The following is a 14,982-nucleotide window of genomic DNA, read 5'->3' on the forward strand; positions in this document are numbered from 1 at the left end:
ATCAGGTAAATAAAAAACTTATCAGCAAAGCGCGATTCACTTCAAGTGATCGCGCTTTTTTATTTTCAAGTTTTAAGGAGTAAATTAGGGTCTGTTGACAATTCGTCTATGTTTGCGACTACGTGTGTTTTTTAGGGGATACTAGGCGCGAAATACGAAATTTAGTTATTCTAAATAAGTACTTCGTAACGACGTAGCAACAAAAAACACGCTAGTCCCGAAGGGTTGTGGCTAAAATTATCTCAGCCTACGTTATGAAACTTGAAAATAGTCTCGCTATTCTCTTCGTTTCATGCCTTGCCTGCTCAATTTTAACCTACAACGCAAGCCATTTATGAAATCTCAACAGACCCTAAACAGATCAACAAGCGCAAATATTGATTACGCTTGCAATCTGCGATTATTCAACAAACTTAAAGGTTAAACTGAACTCGGTTGGGCTAGAGCCAATTCCATCTGAATCAGGGTCTCTACCCGTCTCCAATAATCATCCAAACACACTTGCTGAGGATCTATTTGCGCTTGAATCGTCATTCCGTCAAGAAGACTCGACAAGAAAGAAGCAAGTTGAATATCTTGTTTAACACCTAAATGACGCAACGCATTACTCAAATGCCCTTTTAACCACTCTTTATAGTCAGTTGCAGGTTGGAGTGATGATGGATAAACTTTTGAAATTTCTTCTACAGCTTTTTGGAACATACAACCATTAAAATCTTCACTATGAAACCATGCGTTGTACCATGTGAAGATGGCTTTAATATGAGATAAATAATCTTGTGGATCACATTTAGCGATTGCAGCATCTAATGATTCTTGCAAATTGAGATTTCTCGTGACCAAACATTCTTCAATCAATTTGGCTTTAGATGGAAAATATTTATAAAAAGTCATTTTTGCAACGCCAGACTCACTAATAATTCGGTCTATACCGATAGAATTATAACTATATGTATTAAAGAGATTCAACGCTGTATTAATGATGTCCTCTTTTTTTGACATTTGTTTTTACCTGATGTACAAAAATTTAAGATTAAAATTAAAGCATTAGCTTATAAGAACAGCACATAAATACGAATTACTTCAAGTGTATGCTAAGAATTATATCTTAAATTCATATGAATACTGAGTTTTTATAAAAAAACATCAAGACTACAAAGGCAAGTATATGAAATATAAAATATTAAACCTGTATAAATACTAGCAAAACAATTTGTTTTTTACTATTATAAAAACGGCAAAATTAAAATTTTAATGCAGCATATGAGCATATTATCTTTCACGCAATCTGAACATACTCGTTTCGAGTTGCTGCATTTCATTCAAAATTCCTTGCAACCTGAATTATGGCAGCAAAATACTCAAGCTATCGCAAATTTAAAGCGACAAACACACTGTCATGTTTTATTTAAGCACCCAATATTAGTCCAGTTGAATCAAAGCCAGCTGACGCTTGAACAACTTAAATTTATTCATATTAATTATTTTACGGCGATTGTTAAAAATTTTACAGATGCACTTAGCATGGTAATTTATCAAGCCGTTAGCCTCGAAAAAAACCATAATATTCATCCAGAAAATAGGATTGCAGCGAAAATATATGCACGCTACTTACTGTCGCTAAACTTAATTGATGAACTGGGTTTCAATACACACCAACTCGAAAAAAGCGCTGCATCCAAATCACATCTGGTTTATTTTTTAAAATTGATGCAGCAGTTGGAATTAGATCCATTGGATCAGCAACAGACTGAAATAGAAGCTTTCGCATTGGCCCAATTTATTCACCAACATATCAATTCTTATACAGAATTATTGCTCATTTTGGCTTGTACAGAGCTGCAAGTTATAAAGTTTAGTGAAGCACTCCGTAACAACATGTCGATTTACAACAGTAAATTTATTGAAGGTTATTATGCTTGCCATGGTCTGGCTGATCAAAATGACGCGACCCTTGCCAATGATGACAACCATCAAGATGACATTTGGACCCTACTGATACAATGTTATGATCAAAACGACCAACAGTATTTGGACCAAGTCCAGTCTGAGTATTTAGCACTCTGGAATAATTTCTGGAGCAAAATGGCAATGCGTATAACTGAAATTTAAACGCTTACTTCATGATGGTTTTTTGATCCCATTGCTGAGATCAAAAATACTTTATTGTGGAGTCGTTGAGCGTCATTGTAAGACGTGTTGAGTTGGCATATTTTGTTTACGTTCTTGTAGTGCTCTCTTCATCACCTGATAACCGCCAGTTAAGCCTAAAGTCGCCATAATCACAGCCACGATAATATCTGGCAACATGCTTCCTGTACCAAAAACCCCAATAGCTGCAAAGATTACGGCGACATTTCCAATCGCATCATTACGACTACACAGCCAAACAGATTGCATATTGGAGTCGCCATCTCTAAAAGCATAAAGCACAAGGGCTGAAATCACATTGGCGATTAAAGCCAGTATACCAATCGCTCCCATGGTAATCGCTTCTGGCGGAATCCCTTTCGTATAGGCATAGATCGTTTTGCCGATCACGACAAAACCAAAAATTGCCATGATTGCCCCTTTAAACAAGGCAACAGTCGCTCGCCAATACAGCGTTGCGCCTAATACCGCTAAAGAAACGGCATAATTGATGGAATCACCAAAGAAATCCAGAGAATCGGCCCACAGTGCAGAAGAATGTGCATACGCCCCACCAATCAATTCAACAAAGAACATGGCAAGGTTAATAAACAGTGCAATCCACAAAGCCGTTCTAAACTTGCTATTCGGTTTCTGTGGTGCAGGTTCATGACTACATGTACACGCCATGACACTTCTCCTTGATTCAATATAAATGGGCTTCTCTGCTTATTTTTTTCAGTCAAGTTGGTGCTTTAAAGAAAATCAGCACATGCTTCAACAATGATGAAAAATTCAGCTATACTGCTATTTAAAACTATGGAGTTAGTCCAAGGTCAAGTTGATTCAGGAAAATAAACCATGCAGCAATACTTAATTAGTGATCTCGCTAAAAAAACTCAGCTGTCGACGGATACTGTGCGGTTTTATGAGAAAAAAAATCTGATCAGATCCAGTTATCGTGCAGATAATAATTATAAATATTATGATGATGAAACATTAAAGCGGCTTATTTTTATTAAACGTTGCCGCGCATTAGATATGACCTTACATGAAATTACTCAACTTTTAGAGCATCTACAACATCCTGAACAAGGCTGTAAAATCATTGACCAGTTGATTGAAGAACATATTCGACATGTAGAAACTCGAATATATGAATTACAACATTTTAAATCGCAACTGCATGAATTACGTCAATCCTGCTCCTCGAACACCACCATTGATCATTGTCAGATTGTCAAAAAACTTGAAGCATCGGAATAATTTATATTGTGTTAAATGAGTCTCTCGGCTATTCCCTCTGCTGGTTGAATCCATCTGCTGATTTAAAAACAGATCTGCGTAGCCATAGCGAAACACTAACCAACGCAATCAATACTGGAACTTCTACCAAAGGACCAATAATCGTGGTAAATGCGACAGGTGAAGCTAATCCAAATGTTGCAATCGCAACAGCAAGTGCCAATTCAAAGTTATTTCCCGCTGCGGTAAAAGAAATCGCTGTAGTTTTAGAATAATCATTGCCCATCCACTTGCTCATAAAAAAGCTCAGGAAAAACATCACCACAAAATACAGAGTTAATGGGATGGCAATTCGCAATACATCGAATGGTAGGCTAACTACATCCGCCCCTTTTAAACTAAACATCGCCACAATGGTAAATAACAATGCCAATAAACTCAGCGGGCTGACTTTAGCGATAAACGTTTGTTGATACCAGTCTAATCCTTTGCGTTTAACCAGAATGATCCGACTTAGAAAGCCCAATAAAAATGGGATACCTAAATAGATTAAAACCGCATGTGTAATCGTCCAAAAGCTAACATCAATAACTTTTCCTGCTACACCAAAATACGGTGGTAGAACTGTTAAAAACAACCAAGCATAAGTACTAAAAAAGACAATTTGGAAAATACTATTAAAAGCGACTAAAGCTGCGACATATTGATTGTCACCACCTGCTAAGTTATTCCATACCAAGACCATCGCGATACAACGCGCTAAACCAATAAGAATTAAACCCGTCATATATTCAGGATAAGCATGTAAAAACACGATCGCTAAAGCAAACATCAGGCACGGCGCGATTAACCAGTTTTGTAGCAAAGACAAAGTCAACGTTCGTTTGTCTTTGAAGACTACAGCTAAGGTCGCATAATCCACTTTGGCAAGTGGCGGATACATCATCAAAATTAAACCTATCGCAATGGGTATATTGACTGAATCTAGGCTTAAACGATTTAAAGCCACAGAAGCCTGCGGGAAATATACGCTGATGCAGATCCCCATTACCATCGCAATAAAGATCCATAAAGTTAAATTGCGATCTAAGAAAGAAAGCCGCGAAGTTGGCTGATTTGAGTTCATAACAGCTTACTCACAACAGCTGTTGATTTGGATCAAGTCTGAACGCCCCACAACTGAGTTCGCAGTTTGCGCTGCAATTATGTTTAATACTGCATTGGCCCATTCTGGTAATTCAGGATTTAAACGGTAATACACCCATTGGCCTTTGCGTTGATCAAGTAAAATGGACAAATTTCTCAACAAAGCCAAGTGTCTAGAAATCTTTGGCTGGCTTAAATTTAAGGCTTCAGTGATTTCACAAACACAAACGTTCCCCTGTGCCAACACAATTTTTAAAATATCCAAACGAGTTGGGTCAGATAAGCACTTAAAGAAATCGGGTTGATCCATCGCAATTACTCAATTTTATGGTTTAGCATATTCACTATTGCGAATATACGCATATCCATATATAAATGCAATATTGCTTTTTAACAGAGAGTCGATCGATGTCATCTCAAATTAAGATTTATCATAATCCTGCCTGTGGGACTTCACGCAATACCCTTGCACTCATTCGAAATACTGGTATCGAACCAGAAGTGATCGAATATTTACAGTATCCGCCAAGCAAAGCACAACTCATCGATTTGATTCAGCAATCTGCTTTGTCGGTACGAGATGCAATACGTAAAAATGTTGATGCTTATAAAACCTTAAAACTAGATCAAACAGAATGGACTGACGATCAGCTGCTTAATTTCATGTTGCAATACCCGATTTTAATCAACCGCCCCTTTGTCGTGACTGAATTGGGTGTTCGTTTATGTCGACCCTCTGAATTGGTTTTAGATCTCTTATCTGCGCCACAACGTGCAGCTTTTAGTAAAGAAGATGGTGAAATTATTATCGATCAGCAATTAAAAAGGCTTAAATAATTTTTTAGGGTTTTTCAAAAACCCGAATAATTAAACATAAGATATTGAATATTAAGTTTTTTAATAAAAATTCATCCAATTAATCCTGAGTGTTTTACTAGGTTGAATCTTATTTTCAAACCCTTACAATAAAACCATATTTTTAGTATGCCTTTTAAATTTATATGAGCATCTCACACATTACTGAACTCCTATCACCAGCTGGATCATTGAAGAATATGCATTATGCATTTGCTTACGGTGCCGATGCGGTATATGCAGGTCAACCTCGCTATAGCTTGCGAGTTCGTAATAATGAGTTTGATCATGATCATTTAAAAATAGGGATTGCTGAAGCGCATGCTTTAGGCAAAAAATTTTATGTGGTGGTGAATATTCAACCGCATAATGCTAAATTAAAAAATTTTATTCGTGATCTTGAACCTGTGGTCGCCATGCAACCTGATGCACTGATCATGTCAGATCCTGGCTTGATCATGCTGGTTCGAGAAAACTTCCCACAAATATCCATTCATCTGTCTGTACAGGCAAATGCGGTCAATTGGGCAACCGTGAAATTTTGGAAAAATATGGGACTCACCCGTGTCATTTTGTCACGTGAGTTATCTATCGAGGAAATTGAAGAAATTAAACAGAATGTACCCGATATGGAAATCGAAGTTTTCGTCCACGGTGCACTCTGTATGGCTTATTCCGGTCGTTGCTTACTTTCAGGCTATATGAATAAACGTGATGCTAATCAAGGCGCTTGCACCAATGCATGTCGCTGGGAATACAATATTCACGAAGCAGCAGAAGATGCATCTGGGGATGTCATTCCAGTCCAACAACTGGAGACAGCATCAGACTGTTGCAACAATAAAGATGCCGACGAGCAACACGCCATACAACAACATCAATTTGGCGAACCGGTTTTATTACAACGTCATAAAGAAGACATGTTTGCTGCTGAAGAAGACCAACATGGCACTTACTTTATGAACTCTAAAGACTTACGTGCAGTTCAGCACGTAGACCGTTTAACCAAGATGGGCATCCATTCCTTAAAAATCGAAGGACGCACCAAATCTTACTTTTATTGCGCCAGAACAGCACAAATTTATCGCAAAGCGATTGATGATGCGCTACAAGGAAAACCGTTTGATCGGGCGTTAATGTCACAACTCGAAGGTTTAGCCAATCGAGGTTATACCGAAGGTTTCTTACGCCGTCATGTCCATGCTGAATATCAAAACTATGCAACGGGATCTTCTCAGTTTGATCATCAGCAATTTGTTGGTGAAGTGCTTGAACGCAACGATGATTACATCAAGATTGAGGTAAAGAATCGTTTTGTTGTGGGTGACTCTATGGAACTCATGACCACATCTGGCAACATCACATTTATTCTTCATGAAATTTTAGATAAAAACAGACAACCGATCATAGATGCAAAAGGCTCAGGATATATTGTAGAAATTCCAATTCCTGCCGATATTGATATGCAATATGCCTTATTAATTAGAAACTTACCAAATTCGACTGCTGATATTTCAGCATCATCATTGGCTTACCAAGCAGTTTAGGATATCGAAATGGCTTTAATGATTACAGACCAGTGCATCAATTGTGATATGTGTGTACCAGAATGCCCCAATCAGGCAATTTTTGAGGGCGAAAAGTTCTATGAAATTGATACACAGCGTTGTACTGAATGTGTCGGATTTTATGAGCATCAAACCTGTGTGGATGTCTGTCCGATTGAATGTATTGTTCAAAATCCACAACATATAGAAAGCAAAGCACAATTATTAAATCGCTTTCATTATCTAAGTTTGTTTGGTTAAGACAAAATGCGACACCAATTCTAATCTTGGAACGTATTTTGCTTAGTTAATGCATAGGTTCAGATAATAATAACAATAAAGAAAATGGAGCTGAGCTGTATGGCAACACAGCTCATGAAAAGGGGAAAACAACAACATTAGGGAAAAGCCAAGGTGTATTTGGGGAACACTTTGGCTTTTTTCTTATTTAAAAAAATCACCTTTGATTTTAATTTCAAGATAGGCAATATAAGCAAAAAGCTAAGCGACGAAAAAAATTCATAGATCTTTATTCATGGGCAAAATTTTGCGAAAACTTCTCCTTACACCACTGTTTGACTTCATTTACAATAAAATCAGCATCTGGCAAAGTTAAAAAATAGTAATTCCATGCCGTTTCAACACATGGCGATACAATTTTCAGTCGCCCATGTTGTAAATCATTGGCAATCGAAATGCGGCTTAATAATGCAATACCCTGTCCAGACAATACAGCCTGAATTGCATGACTTTCTTGCGTATAAAATACCTGCGCTTGCCCTGCTTGAATATGTAAGCCTTGTTTTTCAAACCATTTCTGCCAATTGACTCGATTTGGACAGTATTCGTCTCCCCAGGTAAAGTGAATCAATGGCACAGTCGTCCAGTTCATAGTTGCAATATCCAAAGAGGGATGCCCGACAGCTACATATTCATCAACTGCAAATAATTCTGCATCAACATCTTGATAGCCCCCTGAACCATACCGAATCGCCAAATCATAGAGACCAGACGTCATATTGATGAGGTCATAACTCGCATGTACCCGAAACATAATATTGGGAAAGCGACTTTGTAACTCTGGCAAATAGGGAATAATCCACTCACTTGCAAAGGATGGTGTTGTCGTAATGGTAAATAATCTTTGTTTATTTTGCTCAAGTTGAAACAAAGCAGTTTGAATCTGTCCAAAACCTGACTGTACATGCTTAAGCAAATACTCTCCTTCTGGCGTTAGGCTAATCGAGCGTGTACGTCGTTCGAATAACTGTATATTCAATTGCTGTTCCAGCTTCTTGATACGATGGCTTAAGGCGGTAGGTGTTAAAAACAATTGGTCTGCTGCTTTTTTAAAGCTGAGTTGTTCAGCGACATGCTGAAAGGCCAACAATTGCTCCAAGGAATTATGCAAAACCACCGAAGATCACCGTGTAAAATATAAATGAATTAGATTCAGTTATAACATGTATTTTTATCGTTTGTTGTTTTTTTCATATTCTATAAAAATCAATTTGAACAAACAACAAATTGAGTAATGATCATGGCAAATATACTAAAAATAGATACTAGTTTAAGAACAGGTATTTCAGGTACGCACCCACATGGTTCTTTAAGCCGACGCTTAACCGAATTATTTATTGATCAATGGAATGAAATTGATTCATCTGTGCAAGTTAAACATCGTGATTTAGGTCGAAATCCACCCCCTTATATTGATGAAGAGTGGATCATTTCTGAATTTGGCTATGCAGAATCTGAAGAAAAGGCACAACAACGCCTACAACTGAGCAATGAGTTTATCGAAGAATTACATTGGGCAGATATTATTGTGCTTGGCGTACCGATGTATAACTTTGGCACACCTGCTCATCTAAAAGCCTATATTGATCACATCGTGAGAATGAATAAAACCTACTCATTTGATCTTAGCAAAGAGCAACCGTACTCAGGGCTTTTGGATCATCAAAAAACCATGATTATCCTTTCTGCCCGTGGTGGGCATGACTTTGATTCAGCTGATGCGCCATTTCCCAATCATGCTGAACCCGCAATAAAAACAGCATTCAATTTTATAGGTATCGAAAAATTTCATGAAATCGCAATTGAGTATCAGGAATTTGGTGGCGAGTTGTTAGCGCAATCGATCCAAGCCGCAGAACAAAAAACCATTGCGCTTGTTCAAGATTTGCAACATTAACAAAGCTTATTTTCGCAAGCTCTCTTCAATAGTATTCAATCTCCAACACAAAAAAAGGAATTGAGCTGTTAGCAACTCAATTCCTATTAAGGGTAAAACATGAGATAAATGTTAAGACAAGCCAAAGTTATCATTGCGACACTTTGGCTTGCTTTTCAACGTGCAATCATTGAAAGATTATTGACCTGAACGAATGATGTAATCGAATGCAGATAAAGAGGCTTTTGCACCCTCACCAGCTGCAATGATGATTTGTTTATAAGGCACTGTTGTACAGTCACCCGCAGCAAATACACCTTTTACATTGGTTTCATTACGATCATTCACCACAATTTCATTACGGTTTGAAAGTTCTACAGCAGTTGCTTTTAAGAAATCTGTGTTTGGTAATAAACCAATTTGTACAAAGATTCCCGCAAGTTCAATAGTATGCAATTCATCAGTTGCACGGTCTTTATATTTCAACCCTGTCACAATCGAACCATCACCAATCACTTCTGTAGAGAGTGCATTCAAAATCACCGTGGTATTGGGCAAACTATTCAATTTATCTTGAAGCACTTGGTCAGCACGAAGTTGAGTATCAAACTCGATCAATGTGACATGTTCAACAATACCTGCAAGATCAATTGCGGCCTCTACACCTGAGTTACCCCCACCAATCACGGCAACCTTTTTGCCTTTAAATAATGGACCATCACAGTGTGGGCAATACGCAACACCACGTGTTTTGTACTCTTTCTCACCTGGTACATTCATCTCTCTCCAACGTGCACCTGTAGATAAGATGACCGTTTTTGATTCAAGTTTTGCACCATTTTCCAGTTCAACTTCAACTAAACCATTAGTTGTTTGATCCGCACCAACAATGTTTTTCACTTTTTGTAAGTTCATAATGTCCACACCGTACTCACGTACATGCGCTTCCATATCTGAACCAAACTTAGGACCTTGTGTTTTTTGTACTGAGATAAAGTTTTCAATATCCATGGTGTCCATAACCTGACCACCGAAGCGCTCAGAAACAATACCTGTGCGAATCCCTTTACGTGCAGCATATACCGCAGATGTTGCACCAGCAGGTCCACCACCAATCACCAATACATCAAACGCTTCTTTAGCATTCAGCTTTTCAGCATCTTTAGCCGCAGCACCACTGTCCAATTTCGCAACGATTTCTTCCAAAGTCATACGACCTTGACCAATATGTTCGCCATTTTGGAAAACCATAGGTACAGCCAAGATTTTGCGCTCTTCAACTTCATCTTGGAAGAATGCACCATCGATCATGGTCGCTGTAGTGCCAGGATTATTAATTGCAATCAAGTTAAGTGCTTGAACAACATCTGGGCAGTTGTGACAGCTTAAAGAAACAAATACATCAAAATTTGCAGTCAGGTTTAAACCTTTAACTTGAGCCAAGATTTCATCAGAAACTTTTGGCGCATAACCTGATACTTGTAATAAAGCTAAAATTAACGAGGTAAACTCATGACCCATCGGTAAACCAGCAAAGAATACACGAGGTTGTTCACCTACTTTTGCAATACCAAAGCTCGGTTTACGATCATTCTGACCATCGAAACGTGCAGTCACTTGATCTGACAGCGCAGCAATTTCAGTCACCAATTCTTTAATTTTATCTGACTTATCAGAACCATTTAAAGAAGCAACAATTTCAATTGGGCTCTCAAGACGCTCTAACAATGTTTTTAATTGAGCAGAAGTATTTGTATCTAACATGCTAACAATCTCCAAGGGAGTAAATTTCTTTCGTTGAATGTATATTACGTCTATTTAAAAAATAGATAAAACAGTTTGTTTTTATTAAATCAATCGGTTTTTTAGTTTAACAAAAATCAGCCACGTTCTCATCAGCATATCCCCCTGTTCTCAAATTTAAATTCTTTAATGCTGGTATATATATGGGCATTAGCTAGAAAATCAATAGACATCCCCCGACTTCCTCGAAACTTAAAATTAGATTAATTTTCAACAAAAATAATATTTCTTCGACCATCTCTCTACAAAAAATCATGCGCAGCCAAGCCACAAAGTTTTAAGCTAAATTTATGTTGTGGTTTCTCCAATTAAGTACAACAAGGTGTACTTATTCACAATTCCTGTATAAATAAGTGAAGAGGTAAAACAATGAAAATAGAGTTCGTATTCGATATCGTCTATCCAATGAGTTATGTGGCGTTTGAAAAACTCAAACAACATTGGAATCAACCCATGGCGAAAAAAATCGAATTATTACCTGTGCAAGTTTTACCAGAAATTCCAGAACAAGGCTTAGATGTTTATCAATACCTGACTGAAAGATATGGAACCAAAGAAGCCAATCGCAAACTTGATATGGCAAAATTTGCTGCTTATAGTCAAGATTTAACCGTAGATATTGAGCATATGAAGCGTATGCCCAATAGCCGTTTAGCCCATCAAGCGATATTGGCTTTAGACAATATCTTTGACCAATTCGCGTTAACGCAGGCTTTATTCCACGCCATATTCGCCCATGGTAAAGACATTGCCAACCCTGAAGTACTGAAACAAATCATCGAAGGTATGGGCTTGGATGGCACGAAAGTTCTACGTTCTATTCAACATAAGGAAATCGCAGACAAACAAACTGAGATTACTCATTATGTACAAGGTTTCGGTAAACACCCAACGCCTTACTATATTGTAGATGGTGAAATTTGGGATAAAACCTTTGATACCTTAGAACTGAAAGACCTGATTACCAACCGAGCGAAAGATGTCGCTTAGGACAACGAGATTTAATTTTACAGCAATAAAAAAGCACTTTTGCTCATCACAAAAGTGCTTTTTTATCAGAATTTTTACAAAGTATAAGCTTTGTAGCGTTGCACTAACCGATACGATGACCAATTCGATGTAAACGTTTCGCAATTCGACTTGCTACCCAATAAATCATCAAGCTAAAAAATAAACTGAGTGCTGAAATTCCCCATAAAACCTTTTCAACAATGTTCGACCAAAAGCTTGCACGACTCACTTGCGCTTCAACACCTTGCGCAATCGGGGAAAGCGCTCGATTAAATACCTGATGTTGAATTGTCCATAATTGCTCAGGTTTAAAGCCGTATTCTAAAAAGCGCGAATCAGATTGCTCCGCTTTAATCAATTTTTCTGCGTAAATCGTAGCCACGACCTTATCAACTGGTTTATGCATCAACGCGGTTTGTGCCAATAAATAGCTTTGTACTGTTTCAGGCGCATCCGATCTTTGCAGATATTGATAAATAGCGCTTTGCTGAATGTTTTGATCATATTTTATAAATGATTTTAACTCTTTGTCTTCATCATCTTTCAGATCATATTGCACATAAGTCAAACCAGACCAGAGCACAATCAAGGATAAAAGCCATGCAACAAATTTAAGGATAAAAGACTGAAAGCGGACTTTAAAAAAGCGAATTTTTTTTAATACAGCAACAATAATAAATGCGCCAATAAAAGACACTATTAATTTTAAGATCAACCAGCCCAACCATGACAATGCATTCATCAGGTAGTCTGGTTGATGAATATATTCTCTTAACTGCTGATCTAGAATATATGGCAAGTGTAATTGATGAACCTGTTGTGCCACACCAAACAAGTTAAAAACCAATTCCTGTTGAAAAAAAACAGAAACTAAACTTGCGATACCCACAGAGGATAAAACCACAGCCGAAACCATCAAATTCCGTTTTCGATGCTGAAGTATTTTTAATCCATGCTCGATCTGTTGAATATCTACAGGATATTGAGTTTTTTCAGTCAACCTTTACACCTTTAGATGAGATTGTGCCAAGATTTAAGCTTTGGCTTAGGATTGATGTGTACTGGTTTCTAATACCAACTGTTGCAAATTCGATTGAAGCGCTTTAATCCGAGTCGAAGCCTCTTCACGTTTTTGTATGCCCTCTTTCTGAATTTGAATGACATCATTTACAGTTTTAATCAGGGTATTTTGAACATGTTCAAGCGTTTCAATATCAATCACTGAACGTTGATTGGCTTTGGCAGTATCCACAGAATTTTGATGAAGTAAATCTGCATTGCGTTTTAATAGCTCATTGGTTGCATCATCAATCGTGTTGGCAAGTTGTACACTATTACGTTGCTCATTTAGAGAAATCGCCAAGCTGATCTGGTTTTTCCATGCAGGTAACGTAATATTTTTAATCGCATAAAACTTATCAACCAACATCATATTATTGGATTGAATAATACGAATCATCGGTAAGGTTTGCATTGCAGATTGTTGCAAGACTTGTAAATCACTAACCCGCTTTTCTAGATTGTTGGCTAAATGGTTAAGGTCATAAACACGCTGATTGGTTTTAGGATCTTGCTCATGCTGAGATAAAGTGGCAATTTCTTGCTGTACTTCAACTTGCTTGATTCGACCTGCGGCAATATAAATACCCAACTGTCGATATTCTTCTTGTACCCCATTAAACATTCTATCTAATGTATCTACCCGCGCTTTTAAACCTGTTTGTGATGTTTCAATTTCTTTGACCAATGAATCTATTTGCTCTTTGGTGGTATTAAAATGTTGATCAAAACTTTGCTTAGCACCTTTAAATTTACTGAGTATGCTTCCAATAAATCCTGAGTTTTTTGATTGATTCAAAATGCTGGATGTATTCAATTGCTGAGCAACTTGCACAACTTCATTTAATTTTTGCCCAGTCACATCTAAGTCTTTATTTTTGACCAAGTTGAGTAATTCATCTGTATATGAGGATGTTTTGGTCGCAATATTTTTACCATATTCAGCAACGGATGCATGATTAATATTGGCTAGGTCTTTATGCGCATTAACAACCTCATTAAAATCTTCGGTGTTTAAACCTATTTCTTTCAAATTCAATTGTTCAAACTTTTGTAATTCCAACGACGTATTGGATTGTTCAGTTAATGCTTGATGATTCGAATCACTCATACTTCTATCCTATTTATTTTCTAATGATTTCTTTAATGATTGAATTAATTTATCACGACTTTTATCCAATTCTTCAGTCGTTGTAAAAGAATTCTGCGCACTACTCTGTTTGACATGATATTGCCATGCAGGAATCAGGACATGCTGAGCTTCATTAAAGCGATCAAGTAAGCTCAATGAAAGTTGTTGTGTTAACTGCATTTGTGCTAACGCAATATCATTACTGGCTTGTAGCGTTTGTAGCGTATTGACTTTCTTAGACAGCCGATCTGCAAAATTATCCAAGGGATGACGATGTTGTACAAAAGCAGGATATTCATGTAAAAATTCCTGCGCTGCACGAATATATTTCGCCATTTGCTCTCTTAAGCCATTGGCTTGTTGGAATCTTGCTTCCGACTTTTGAATTTCGATTTGTAATCTTTGACTCAAATGTTTGGCTTCATCAATTAAACTTTCTAAATCATTTAAATATTTGACTTGTCCAACACTAAACTCCAAATCCAAACCCAACCATTTTTGTATCGCATTGAATTTACGTTGATTTAGCTTTTTCTTGGATGCAGATAATTGCTGAATAATATGTGCAATAATTTGACTCAGCTTTTGCGTCAAACTTGGATCAATGGCTTTTAACAGTACCGATTGTGCTTGAATCAACTGATCAGCATACAAATTCAGTCGTGTTTGATTATCGAGTAGTGGAACCAAATCATTTCTTTTAATCGAAAGTAATTCATCAGAACTACATGGGATCTGTTCAAGCGGTGTAAGTACAGTAAATTGCTTCATATCAATTCAAAATGAATAACTTTTCAATGATTTAAGGGAAATCAATCAACAAACCCTTTCTATTTAAAACTTATAATACAAATTAGGAAGAAAGCCCATACAAATAG

General features: G+C 37.2%; 16 protein-coding genes. 7 read left to right on the forward strand and 9 right to left on the reverse strand.

All coding sequences use genetic code 11. The annotated features are described in order from the left end of the window. Positions 1 to 420: 420 nt before the first annotated feature. A complete protein-coding gene (locus ACQ7EO_RS14370) occupies positions 421 to 1,002 on the reverse strand; it encodes a TetR/AcrR family transcriptional regulator (protein ID WP_004721722.1) in 582 nt (193 codons plus the stop codon). A 261-nt stretch (positions 1,003 to 1,263) separates the two neighbouring features. Here ACQ7EO_RS14370 and ACQ7EO_RS14375 point away from each other — a divergent pair, with 261 nt between their 5' ends. Then, positions 1,264 to 2,112 carry a hypothetical protein gene (locus ACQ7EO_RS14375; protein WP_034613234.1) on the forward strand — a complete coding sequence of 283 codons (849 nt, stop codon included), beginning with the start codon at positions 1,264 to 1,266 and terminating at the stop codon, positions 2,110 to 2,112. A 72-nt stretch (positions 2,113 to 2,184) separates the two neighbouring features. On the opposite strand, the gene ACQ7EO_RS14380 is transcribed toward ACQ7EO_RS14375, so the two are convergent. Next, positions 2,185 to 2,820, reverse strand: coding sequence for a cation transporter (locus ACQ7EO_RS14380; RefSeq protein WP_004820297.1), 636 nt, complete (start codon positions 2,818 to 2,820; stop codon positions 2,185 to 2,187). 171 nt (positions 2,821 to 2,991) lie between these two features. Here ACQ7EO_RS14380 and ACQ7EO_RS14385 point away from each other — a divergent pair, with 171 nt between their 5' ends. Continuing rightward, positions 2,992 to 3,396, forward strand: a complete 405-nt coding sequence (locus ACQ7EO_RS14385; protein ID WP_004721728.1) for a Cd(II)/Pb(II)-responsive transcriptional regulator — start codon at positions 2,992 to 2,994, stop codon at positions 3,394 to 3,396. 28 nt (positions 3,397 to 3,424) lie between these two features. Here the strand turns inward: ACQ7EO_RS14385 and arsB are convergent, their stop codons facing one another. After that, positions 3,425 to 4,501 carry an ACR3 family arsenite efflux transporter gene (gene arsB, locus ACQ7EO_RS14390; RefSeq protein WP_434277793.1) on the reverse strand — a complete coding sequence of 359 codons (1,077 nt, stop codon included), beginning with the start codon at positions 4,499 to 4,501 and terminating at the stop codon, positions 3,425 to 3,427. Between the two features lie 6 nt (positions 4,502 to 4,507). Further along, complete coding sequence (locus ACQ7EO_RS14395) at positions 4,508 to 4,831, reverse strand: ArsR/SmtB family transcription factor (protein ID WP_004721732.1); 324 nt, start codon at positions 4,829 to 4,831, stop codon at positions 4,508 to 4,510. A gap of 98 nt (positions 4,832 to 4,929) precedes the next feature. On the opposite strand from ACQ7EO_RS14395, the gene arsC reads away from it, so the two are divergent. From arsC to ACQ7EO_RS14410, 3 genes are all read left to right on the forward strand, one after another. Then, positions 4,930 to 5,358, forward strand: a complete 429-nt coding sequence (gene arsC / locus ACQ7EO_RS14400) for an arsenate reductase (glutaredoxin) (protein WP_434277795.1) — start codon at positions 4,930 to 4,932, stop codon at positions 5,356 to 5,358. 164 nt (positions 5,359 to 5,522) lie between these two features. Further along, positions 5,523 to 6,923 carry a tRNA 5-hydroxyuridine modification protein YegQ gene (gene yegQ / locus ACQ7EO_RS14405; protein ID WP_434277796.1) on the forward strand — a complete coding sequence of 467 codons (1,401 nt, stop codon included), beginning with the start codon at positions 5,523 to 5,525 and terminating at the stop codon, positions 6,921 to 6,923. 9 nt (positions 6,924 to 6,932) lie between these two features. Beyond that, complete coding sequence (locus ACQ7EO_RS14410; protein ID WP_004721738.1) at positions 6,933 to 7,184, forward strand: YfhL family 4Fe-4S dicluster ferredoxin; 252 nt, start codon at positions 6,933 to 6,935, stop codon at positions 7,182 to 7,184. Positions 7,185 to 7,452: 268 nt separating this feature from the next. Here the strand turns inward: ACQ7EO_RS14410 and ACQ7EO_RS14415 are convergent, their stop codons facing one another. After that, on the reverse strand, positions 7,453 to 8,310 hold the full coding sequence (locus tag ACQ7EO_RS14415) for a LysR substrate-binding domain-containing protein (protein WP_434277797.1): 858 nt from the start codon (positions 8,308 to 8,310) through the stop codon (positions 7,453 to 7,455). 153 nt (positions 8,311 to 8,463) lie between these two features. Here ACQ7EO_RS14415 and ACQ7EO_RS14420 point away from each other — a divergent pair, with 153 nt between their 5' ends. Beyond that, positions 8,464 to 9,120 carry an FMN-dependent NADH-azoreductase gene (locus tag ACQ7EO_RS14420; RefSeq protein ID WP_004820284.1) on the forward strand — a complete coding sequence of 219 codons (657 nt, stop codon included), beginning with the start codon at positions 8,464 to 8,466 and terminating at the stop codon, positions 9,118 to 9,120. A gap of 177 nt (positions 9,121 to 9,297) precedes the next feature. Here the strand turns inward: ACQ7EO_RS14420 and ahpF are convergent, their stop codons facing one another. Next, positions 9,298 to 10,863 carry an alkyl hydroperoxide reductase subunit F gene (gene ahpF, locus ACQ7EO_RS14425; protein WP_434277798.1) on the reverse strand — a complete coding sequence of 522 codons (1,566 nt, stop codon included), beginning with the start codon at positions 10,861 to 10,863 and terminating at the stop codon, positions 9,298 to 9,300. 408 nt (positions 10,864 to 11,271) lie between these two features. On the opposite strand from ahpF, the gene ACQ7EO_RS14430 reads away from it, so the two are divergent. Then, positions 11,272 to 11,892: a DsbA family oxidoreductase gene (locus ACQ7EO_RS14430; protein ID WP_004721747.1), complete on the forward strand. Its 621-nt coding sequence runs from the start codon at positions 11,272 to 11,274 to the stop codon at positions 11,890 to 11,892. A 103-nt stretch (positions 11,893 to 11,995) separates the two neighbouring features. On the opposite strand, the gene ACQ7EO_RS14435 is transcribed toward ACQ7EO_RS14430, so the two are convergent. From ACQ7EO_RS14435 to ACQ7EO_RS14445, 3 genes are read right to left on the reverse strand one after another with little or no spacing between them, the layout of a single operon-like run. Further along, positions 11,996 to 12,913 carry a hypothetical protein gene (locus ACQ7EO_RS14435; RefSeq protein ID WP_434277800.1) on the reverse strand — a complete coding sequence of 306 codons (918 nt, stop codon included), beginning with the start codon at positions 12,911 to 12,913 and terminating at the stop codon, positions 11,996 to 11,998. Between the two features lie 45 nt (positions 12,914 to 12,958). Beyond that, positions 12,959 to 14,083, reverse strand: coding sequence for a toxic anion resistance protein (locus ACQ7EO_RS14440; protein ID WP_434277801.1), 1,125 nt, complete (start codon positions 14,081 to 14,083; stop codon positions 12,959 to 12,961). Positions 14,084 to 14,092: 9 nt separating this feature from the next. Then, the gene (locus ACQ7EO_RS14445) at positions 14,093 to 14,875 is read right to left on the reverse strand and encodes a tellurium resistance protein (RefSeq protein ID WP_262085571.1); all 783 of its coding nucleotides are present in this window, start codon (positions 14,873 to 14,875) and stop codon (positions 14,093 to 14,095) included. Positions 14,876 to 14,982 lie beyond the last annotated feature (107 nt).

This window comes from Acinetobacter sp. CE-15 (assembly GCF_051059255.1).
GTDB classification, from domain to species: Bacteria; Pseudomonadota; Gammaproteobacteria; order Pseudomonadales; family Moraxellaceae; genus Acinetobacter; species Acinetobacter guillouiae.

Coding starts and splice junctions, on each gene's coding strand:
- ACQ7EO_RS14370 (WP_004721722.1), bottom strand. CDS start 1,002: ATGTCAAAAAAAGAGGACATCATTAATACAGCGTTGAATCTCTTTAAT.
- ACQ7EO_RS14375 (WP_034613234.1), top strand. CDS start 1,264: ATGAGCATATTATCTTTCACGCAATCTGAACATACTCGTTTCGAGTTG.
- ACQ7EO_RS14380 (WP_004820297.1), bottom strand. CDS start 2,820: ATGGCGTGTACATGTAGTCATGAACCTGCACCACAGAAACCGAATAGC.
- ACQ7EO_RS14385 (WP_004721728.1), top strand. CDS start 2,992: ATGCAGCAATACTTAATTAGTGATCTCGCTAAAAAAACTCAGCTGTCG.
- arsB (WP_434277793.1), bottom strand. CDS start 4,501: ATGAACTCAAATCAGCCAACTTCGCGGCTTTCTTTCTTAGATCGCAAT.
- ACQ7EO_RS14395 (WP_004721732.1), bottom strand. CDS start 4,831: ATGGATCAACCCGATTTCTTTAAGTGCTTATCTGACCCAACTCGTTTG.
- arsC (WP_434277795.1), top strand. CDS start 4,930: ATGTCATCTCAAATTAAGATTTATCATAATCCTGCCTGTGGGACTTCA.
- yegQ (WP_434277796.1), top strand. CDS start 5,523: ATGAGCATCTCACACATTACTGAACTCCTATCACCAGCTGGATCATTG.
- ACQ7EO_RS14410 (WP_004721738.1), top strand. CDS start 6,933: ATGGCTTTAATGATTACAGACCAGTGCATCAATTGTGATATGTGTGTA.
- ACQ7EO_RS14420 (WP_004820284.1), top strand. CDS start 8,464: ATGGCAAATATACTAAAAATAGATACTAGTTTAAGAACAGGTATTTCA.
- ahpF (WP_434277798.1), bottom strand. CDS start 10,863: ATGTTAGATACAAATACTTCTGCTCAATTAAAAACATTGTTAGAGCGT.
- ACQ7EO_RS14430 (WP_004721747.1), top strand. CDS start 11,272: ATGAAAATAGAGTTCGTATTCGATATCGTCTATCCAATGAGTTATGTG.
- ACQ7EO_RS14440 (WP_434277801.1), bottom strand. CDS start 14,083: ATGAGTGATTCGAATCATCAAGCATTAACTGAACAATCCAATACGTCG.
- ACQ7EO_RS14445 (WP_262085571.1), bottom strand. CDS start 14,875: ATGAAGCAATTTACTGTACTTACACCGCTTGAACAGATCCCATGTAGT.